The 2,248-nt window shown below is 60.6% G+C and carries 1 protein-coding gene; it reads right to left on the bottom strand.

Annotation, left to right across the window (positions count from 1 at the left end):
* Window positions 1-364 precede the first annotated feature (364 nt).
* Window positions 365-1,894 carry an IS1380 family transposase gene (locus JOZ76_RS37070; protein WP_441300164.1) on the bottom strand — a complete coding sequence of 510 codons (1,530 nt, stop codon included), beginning with the start codon at window positions 1,892-1,894 and terminating at the stop codon, window positions 365-367.
* Window positions 1,895-2,248: the final 354 nt, after the last annotated feature.

Raw genomic sequence — 2,248 nt, 5'->3', positions numbered from 1 at the left:
GTGACGTACATTTACTCGAATCCCGCGAGGAACATCATCGCCTCCCCGGACTTGTTCGCACAGAGGATCATTCGCCATCCCTTTAAATTCGAGTCCTGGAGAATGGGAAACGAGCGTTCGGAGGACGCGCTCACTTGGAACGTTTTTCGCAGTCTGCAAGAGGCGGGTTGCCTTCACCTAGTCCTCAAATAAGCGAAGGTTCCAGTTCCCAACAGCGATTGGCTCGGTAGGTAGGATCTCTGGTCCCTTGCGGGATGGCGATTTCAGATTCACATTCGCCATGCTCACCTCACTCTCTGACCCGCTGGCCGCTCGATGCCGCGATGGACCGGAGCATCCAGACTCCGGCTTCAAGTTTCTTCGCTCAGCAACGCAACTGTGCGATCGTGCGGAAGAAGGTCCGTTGCCAGGGATTCCAACTCAGAACCCGGTAGACCAAGCGTCGGCCGCCGCTTACCACCTGGCACGGCAGACGCAGAAACGCGTTGCGGAAGGTCTTGAACTCCATGCCCAGGATCGTCTGCTTTTCTTTTTGATGACGCTCGATGTGCCGGCCCGGCCCTGCGGTCGGCCACAGCGCGAACCAGGCCTTCAGGTTCCACGCCAACGCCGTCATCACCATGTACGCCCCGTTGCTTTCCAGGTTGTCCACCGGCGCGGTGAGCGCGCCCACGCCGCCTTTGAGCTGGGCGTGCAGGTTCTCCTGGTTGCAACGTTGGTTCGCCTCGAACACGATTTCCGCCGGCGTGCTCGTCCAATCGTTGGTCAGATAGAAGAAGTAGATGTAGTCGTCAAAGAGCCGCACCTCACCCTTCTCGATGCTCAGATTCTTGCGCACCACGATCAGACGATAGGGATTCTTGCACGCGACGGGTCGGTACGGCATTTCCGCGACCTGCTCGCTGACCAACCGCTTGTTCTCGAATTCACGCTGCCGCACGATCGCTTCCTTGACACGCGTCGGCTTTTGGCGCGGCTGCGTCTTCACTTCATAACGCGGCGGCCGCTTGAGCTCGCGCCAGGCGGTGGCCTGCAAATCATCCGCCAAAATGTGCCGCGCCGCCGTCTGATCCAGGCCGAAGATGAACCGCACGCGTGGGTCCGCACTCCAGCGATCCAGCTGCTTCGTTTGACTGAAGTCGGTATCGCCACGCAACAGCACCTTGCGGAAACCGCCTTCCAGACAAACCTTCATCGCGCGATCGACTTCCGCCGCCGCGCCTTCGTGCGAAGGCCGATTGCCGGGACGATTGAGCACGCTCAAGACCTCGCCGGTGTTGGCCAGCGAGACGACGAGCGGGTGATAACCCCAGACACCGTTGTAGGCGATGTCGATGCCGTGTTTGCATTCGGCGTCGGTGGGAACCAGCGTGCCGTCCATGTCAATGCGTGCCAGGTCGAAGAACGCCGCCGGCTGGCGCGCCCAGACGCGCGGGCGAACGCTGTTGATGGTGTCGATCAACGTGTGCACGTCCGCGGCACGGAAGCGGCGGCAGAAATCGCCGGCGGTGGTCGGATCGGGAATGCGCTGAGCGCCGAGCGCATCGAGGTAGACTTCGTCCTGACGCCGCAGTTCGAGGTCTTGCAGACAAGTGCCGTCGCACAGCGCGTTGTAGGCGAGGTTGAGCACGTGATCGGATTCATGGTAGGGCAGATGAATCTTGAGCAGGTGCAGCCTTTCGTTGATGGCGTCGATGAGCCCGACACGTCGCGCCAGCAGATGCATGGCCCCGATGCCGCCGTGCGCCAGACCGCGTGTGCGGTCGGCGATCTCGTAATGGATGTTGGTGGCGGTGAACATCGGCTGGTCCAGGGTGCCGAGCCGCTTCTTGTCGAGTCGGCGTTCGATTCGGCGCTTGCGATGGACCAGTTGCTGGTGTATCTTGGCGTTCACTCGAAATCCCTTTCTGATGGTGTGGATGATGGTGTCGCTACCTCATCAGACGCCGCAGAAAGTCAAAGGATTTCGAGTTTTTTCAAATTCCTTCCTCACTGAAGCGCGGTGGGTTCGCTTGATCAAGGACTAGCGGCGTTCGCTTCGAGGCTTTCCTGGCGCTGGCGAAACACCGTGCGGCGCTCCACAAGCCGGCCGAGCCGGGATTCCCGAAACAATCGCACGTGGTCAACTCTGCCGATCTTCCGGAGTTGAAAGCCTACCACGACTACCTCGGCCGCGCGCAGGCGATGCAGCGCGTCGGGCCTGTCAAAGCGGTCAGCGAATCGCCTGCGTTCATGCTGCGCACACAAC

The organism is Bradyrhizobium sp. (assembly GCF_019244115.1).
In the GTDB taxonomy this organism is placed as follows: Bacteria; Pseudomonadota; Alphaproteobacteria; order Rhizobiales; family Xanthobacteraceae; genus Bradyrhizobium.
The sequence above is the reverse complement of the archived record's forward strand: the minus strand, read 5'-3'. Positions and strand labels throughout refer to the sequence as shown.